We start from the raw sequence: 5,986 nt of genomic DNA, 5'->3' as shown, positions 1-5,986 counted from the left end.
AATAGTAATAAAGTGTAAATAGCAGGATACATTTTAAAAGCATTAATAAATTCACCTTTAAAAATTAGTAGAGTAGACCTTTGCATTCCACAACCCATACATTCAAATCCAAATATTTTTTTGTTAAGGCATGGTAACATAAAGTCTTCAACTTTAGACAAAAAAATAACACTACTTAAATGTTTAAGTAGTGTTATGTATATTGGATATGTTATTAGTTTATAGACTTGAATTAGTTTTGACTAATAATAATTTTTTTACTTTTATAGTTTCCATTAGCAAAGTTTACTTTAACTACATAAACACCTTCGCTTAAACTCCTTGTAGAGATTTCAAAACGCTCTTGAGTATTCATTTTTAAAGAGTTAAATATTCTTTTACCAGTAACATCATAAACATTAATTTCTGAAACATTTGTTGCTTTAGGATTAATAAAATTAAGAGTGGTAGTGTTGTTGTTCTGAAAAATATTAAAGTTACTTAATTCATCAACTGTTGTTATGTTAAGTAATTTGTTTTCATCTTGAAACGTAACCTCAAAACGGTTTGAATAATTTCCAGTAGGTAAAGCTATTTCGAAATCTTGAATAGTTAAATCATGATATAAATCCAATTCTTTATCGTGAATATAAATAGCTTGATCAATTTCAAAATTTTGAATATCTAAAATTCTAAACCTTAAAGATTGTTGAGAAGATGTGATTAAATGAAGCGGTATACTTAGTTCAACATCAAATTTATTTGCATTACCATTTAACTTTTCTCCTAATCTTGGCCACCAAATATCAGAATCTAGAGTTGAAGGTAATTCAGTCTCAAACCCATAATCTTTTCCTTCAGAAGTTGAGTCATGAAAATTGTGTAATAATTGTCTTGTATATGTATCGTTAAAATCTACGTTTAACCTAAATCTTTTAAAATCTGACGGCACAGAAGCAAATCCTTCAGCATTAATACTATTATTTTCTTCTTGTAATGTTTCTTGAGAAGTCAAATTACTGTTTTTACTGTTTGAAGCTTTAAAAAAGAAACTACTACCAGAAGACTCTTTTATATATTCTCTTTGCGAGTTGTTAAACTCTACAGTATAGTTTAGACCAACATCAGGATCTGCAGAGTTTATAGCTGCTCTAACCATAAAACCTTGGCCAATTGGTAAGTATCTACCAACAACTTTTCCATTTCCAGTTGCAGCTCCAGTTGTTGCAATTGTTCCATCTTGATTATATGTTTTCATTATTGCATCTACAAAAGACATTACTCCTGCAGGGCTAATAGTGTAAGCTGCATAACCTGCAGAATATCCCGCTAATTCATGTGTTCCTGTATCTTCTTGTTCCCAAAAATATATAGTACCATTAGAAATTGCAGGATCAGTATCTACATACAAATTTGTATTTGCTGCATCATGTATAAAATCTCTTGAATCTAATGCACTAGGATATGGGTTACCCATCATTGTAAAGCTAGGCACTTGAACTCCAGCATTTCTAGGTACATAGACTAAATCTGTTGTAATTGTACCAGAATTTGGTCGTCCTCTAAAATCGTATTGTTGATTAGCTTCATCAGTTCCTTTCATTGTAAAACCATAACCAGGTTCTACATTACCATCTTGCCCAACATAAGACCAATCTGCATATCCTGTAGATCCACCAAAACTTGGACCAAATTTCCAAAACCAGTAACGTGCAATTTCTAAATCATCTCCTGTTCCAATTGTTAAAGATGTATTTAGGGTAGAGTTACCATTACTATTATAGCCATTAATGAATGTTACAGGAAAACTTGTTATTGGTGCTAATGAAGGATCTGAATCAGTTCCTGCTTCAAAAATATTATCTTCAGGTATAAAAGGTGTATTACCATTGGCAGTATAACTTCCTTTTGCAGAATTAAAAGTTCCAACAGGAGAACCCCAAATATTATGAGTAAAAACGCTGGCTTCTCCTTCTTGAAAAACACTTAATTTTCCTTCTCCTCTATTTGTTATAGTTTGTGAGGCGCCTTGTAATAATTGCGCTTCATTTCTTAAGTATACATTTGCTGTAGTTTCTTGTATATTAACTTCTTCGGTTACAAATAAAACTTCGTCATTTACAAAAACAAAAGCATCATTTCTAACATTTAATTGTCCAAAACTAAAAGCTGAAGTAAGTAATAGTGTAATGATTAGTGTAGTTTTTTTCATAGTAATTGATTTAAGTTCGCAATATATGAATGTTCTTTGTAAAGACAGTGCATTACACTACTAAATATAAACAAATTATTGTTTATTTCTCAATTTGAAGTTGTAAATTTATTCTTGAGAAATGAGTTTTTCGATAAGTTACATATTTTTACCCTTGAATTACATAATTTTAATTATGAAAAAGTCTGTTTTTAGTATATTATTAATATTTATTGCTTCTTTATTTTTGTTTCAATCTTTTTTTAATCAATTTGTTGTTTTTAAAATTTTGGGAATTATAATAATTATGTTTTCTGTATATAGATTGCAGTCTAAGATACCAAGTGAATCTAATAAGGATGATATAATCTCCGAAACAAAAGAAGAAGAGTAATTATGTATGAAATTGGTGATATAGTAGCTGTTTTGGATGATGACTTATCTGGGAAGATAATTAGGATAAAATCTAATAAAATAACAATTGAAACTGTTGATGGTTTTGAATTAGATTTTGAATCTAAAGAAATTGTAAAATTAAAAGATGATTTTTCACCTTCAGAAATTTTTAATTCTAAAAGTTTTCATTCCGTTTTAGCAGAGAAATCAGATAAGCAAAAGCACAGTTTTGTAAAAACTAAATCTAAAGAACGCTATTTACCAACTATGGAAGTTGATTTACATTTAAAACACTTAGTTAAGAATGAAAATCATTTAACTAGTCATGATAAAAAAAACATACAATTAGATACTGCTAAGCATAAATTAGAATACGCTATTAAACAAAAAATACAAAAAATTGTATTTATTCATGGCGTTGGTGAAGGTGTTTTAAAAATGGAATTAGAGTATTTATTTAATAGATATGATAATATTAAGTTTTATGATGCAGAATATAAAAAATACGGTTTTGGGGATACCGAGGTTTATATTTTTCAGAATAAAAATTAAAATGTTGGAGTAAAGGTTCTTGTTTTACTTGTAATACTATCATCTTATATTCAAAATTCAAAAATGTGATATCTAATATTTGTGTATGAAATATTTGAAAAGGTTAGTTTAACTTCAAACTCCTGATTAATAGTATGTGCAATATAAGCAGTAGCAGGAATAGTATTAGCAACTAAAGGGTTTAAAAAATCTGCACCAGCTGCGGGATCTGTTATATCATTTAATGGATTATTGTCTGTTGTTTGGTTTTCTTCATCTATTGTTAAAACAGTATCGCCATCATCATCAGTATCTAAATAATCTGGAATACTATCGTTATCGGTATCTTGTGCTAGAGTTAATAATGTGGTAGTATCAAAATTAGTGTTTTCATTAATAGTTAATACATTATCACCATCATCATCTGCATCTAAATAATTAGGCAAGCCATCACCATCAGAATCATCATTCTCTAAATCACCATCACCATCAATATCTTCGTATTCTGCAGGAATTCCATCATTATCATCTTCAAGAAGAGATATTGTAAAGTTGGCAGTACCAGTGTTTGAAGTGAAATCTTGAGTTATGTCTATGTTTGTTACAGGAACATCATTACAAAATATATTTATAGGTGAAGAGTTATAACTTCTATAATTTAATAAATTTGAAGAGTCAACATCTAATCCAGTTGGGTTTGGATCTGTAATTTCTACTAATGCTGTATTTAAAGGATCTTCATTAGTAATTAATAAGTCATCTACAGTAAATGTAGGGCTCGAAATTTGAAACGAAAGAGATTCGTTAGGATTTGTATTTATTTTATAAAAAACTAATTCGCCACACGTTTCAAACGTATCTCCAAATTCTAAAGTTTCTGTAATAATATCACCATCATTACAAGCAAAAAACAATAACATTAGAACACCAAGTAGTTTTTTCATTTCAATTCAATTTTAAACAAAAGTAAAAGTTTTCACTAATTATAAGTATTAATTTAAGATTAATTTAATTAAAGCTATTTTTGTTCAATATTTAACCTACTATTTTTACTTAAAGTATCATAATTATGAAAACGGTTTATTTCGATAGCGCAGCAACTACTCAATTAAATCCTGAAGTTATAACCGAAATTACTAATGTAATGCAAACCGATTATGGTAATCCATCTTCAACGCATAGCTATGGAAGGACAGCAAAAAGTTTAATCGAAAAAGCAAGAAAATCTGTAGCTAAGCATTTAAATGTTTCTGCTGCTGAAATAATTTTCACATCTGGTGGAACTGAAGCTGATAATTTAGCTTTAAATAGTGCAGTTAGAGATTTAGGTGTTACTACAATTATCACTTCTAAAATTGAGCATCATGCTGTTCTTTATATGGTTAATCAATTAAAAACTCAATTTAATATTAATGTTGAGTATGTAGATTTAGATCATTGCGGACATATAAATTATGATAATTTAGAAGCGCTTTTAAATAAAAACTCTAATGTATTAGTTAGTTTAATGCATGTGAATAATGAAATTGGAAACATTCTAGATATTAAAAGAGTAGGAGAGTTGTGTAAAACGTATAAAGCTTTGTTTCATAGCGATACAGTTCAGTCTGTTGGTCATTTTAAACTTGATCTTCAAGAAATTAATGTAGATTTTATAGCTGTAAGTGCTCATAAATTCCATGGACCAAAAGGTGTTGGTTTTGCATATATTAAAAAAGGATCTGGAATAAAGCCATTAATTTTTGGAGGTGAACAAGAACGTGGCTCTAGAGCTGGAACAGAATCTGTTCATAATATAGTTGGTCTAGAAAAAGCGTTAGATTTATCTTATTTAAATTTAGATGAAGACAAAGCGTATGTTTCGGGTCTAAAAAAATATTTTATTGAGAGCTTAAAAAAAGCTATTCCAGAAGTTTCTTTTAATGGAAACTGTTCCTGTTTTGAAAATAGTACTTATACTCTAATAAACACTTGTTTGCCGGTTTCTCCAGAAAAGGCATCTATGTTATTGTTTCAGTTAGATTTAAAAGGAATTGCTTGTTCTAAAGGAAGTGCTTGTCAAAGCGGAAGTTCTAAAGGTTCTCATGTTTTAAATGAAATTCTTTCAGAAGAAGATATGAAAAAGCCGTCATTACGTTTTTCTTTTTCAAAATTTAATACGAAAGAAGATATTGATTACGCAGTAACATCTTTAATCGAAATAGTTAACCAATAAACTGTGCTTCACTACAATACATATTTACACGAAACCTCAAAGAATTGGGTTACTTTTGTTCATGGTGCAGGTGGAAGCAGTTCTATTTGGTTTAAGCAAATTAGAGCTTTTAAAGCTGAATTTAATGTATTGTTTTTAGATTTACGAGGACATGGAAATAGTAAACCTAAATTTAAAGATGCGTTTAATACAAAATACACCTTCGATAATGTAACTAATGATATTGTTGAAGTTATAGATCATTTAAAGATTGAAAAATCTCATTTTGTTGGAATTTCTCTGGGAACTATTTTAATTAGAAATTTAGCAGAGAATTATCCGAAACGTGTTGATAGTATGATTCTTGGTGGTGCAATTATGAAGCTTAATTTACGTTCTCAAATATTAGTTAAATTGGGAATTATCTTTAAGTCTGTTGTTCCTTATATGCTACTGTATAAATTCTTTGCTTATATTATAATGCCTCGAAAAAATCATAAATCCTCTCGAATTTTATTTGTAAACGAAGCTAAAAAATTATATCAGAAAGAATTTATTCGTTGGTTTAAGTTAACCTCAGAGATTAACCCTTTATTGCGTTTTTTTAGAGCAAAAGATATTAAAATCCCTACTTTATATATTATGGGAGAACAAGATCATTTGTTTTTACCTTCTATAAAAAACATTGTGAATTC

Annotated in this window: 6 protein-coding genes; 3 read left to right on the top strand and 3 right to left on the bottom strand. The window is 28.8% G+C overall.

The genetic code is table 11. From position 1 onward, the window contains the following. Positions 1–140: DUF2752 domain-containing protein (locus tag ACFDSN_RS11555; RefSeq protein WP_375240011.1), on the bottom strand; the 140-nt coding region annotated here is incomplete at its 3' end. A gap of 92 nt (positions 141–232) precedes the next feature. Next, positions 233–2,191: a T9SS type A sorting domain-containing protein gene (locus ACFDSN_RS11550; protein WP_375240010.1), complete on the bottom strand. Its 1,959-nt coding sequence runs from the start codon at positions 2,189–2,191 to the stop codon at positions 233–235. A gap of 375 nt (positions 2,192–2,566) precedes the next feature. Between ACFDSN_RS11550 and ACFDSN_RS11545 the strand changes: the two genes are divergently transcribed. After that, on the top strand, positions 2,567–3,118 hold the full coding sequence (locus tag ACFDSN_RS11545) for a DNA mismatch repair protein MutS (RefSeq protein ID WP_375240009.1): 552 nt from the start codon (positions 2,567–2,569) through the stop codon (positions 3,116–3,118). A 50-nt stretch (positions 3,119–3,168) separates the two neighbouring features. Here the strand turns inward: ACFDSN_RS11545 and ACFDSN_RS11540 are convergent, their stop codons facing one another. Further along, a complete protein-coding gene (locus ACFDSN_RS11540) occupies positions 3,169–4,041 on the bottom strand; it encodes a hypothetical protein (protein ID WP_375240008.1) in 873 nt (290 codons plus the stop codon). Positions 4,042–4,166: 125 nt separating this feature from the next. On the opposite strand from ACFDSN_RS11540, the gene ACFDSN_RS11535 reads away from it, so the two are divergent. Together ACFDSN_RS11535 and ACFDSN_RS11530 are read left to right on the top strand one after the other, a co-directional pair. Continuing rightward, the gene (locus ACFDSN_RS11535; protein WP_375240007.1) at positions 4,167–5,312 is read left to right on the top strand and encodes a cysteine desulfurase family protein; all 1,146 of its coding nucleotides are present in this window, start codon (positions 4,167–4,169) and stop codon (positions 5,310–5,312) included. A 3-nt stretch (positions 5,313–5,315) separates the two neighbouring features. Beyond that, the coding region (locus ACFDSN_RS11530; protein ID WP_375240006.1) for an alpha/beta fold hydrolase at positions 5,316–5,986 on the top strand (671 nt) is incomplete at its 3' end.

Source organism: Aurantibacter sp., from assembly GCF_042094015.1.
Lineage (GTDB): Bacteria > Bacteroidota > Bacteroidia > Flavobacteriales > Flavobacteriaceae > Aurantibacter.
The sequence above is the reverse complement of the archived record's forward strand: the minus strand, read 5'-3'. Positions and strand labels throughout refer to the sequence as shown.

Excerpts from the sequence above, each read along its gene's own strand:
- ACFDSN_RS11550 (WP_375240010.1), bottom strand. The coding sequence starts at position 2,191 with ATGAAAAAAACTACACTAATCATTACACTATTACTTACTTCAGCTTTT.
- ACFDSN_RS11545 (WP_375240009.1), top strand. The coding sequence starts at position 2,567 with ATGTATGAAATTGGTGATATAGTAGCTGTTTTGGATGATGACTTATCT.
- ACFDSN_RS11540 (WP_375240008.1), bottom strand. The coding sequence starts at position 4,041 with ATGAAAAAACTACTTGGTGTTCTAATGTTATTGTTTTTTGCTTGTAAT.
- ACFDSN_RS11535 (WP_375240007.1), top strand. The coding sequence starts at position 4,167 with ATGAAAACGGTTTATTTCGATAGCGCAGCAACTACTCAATTAAATCCT.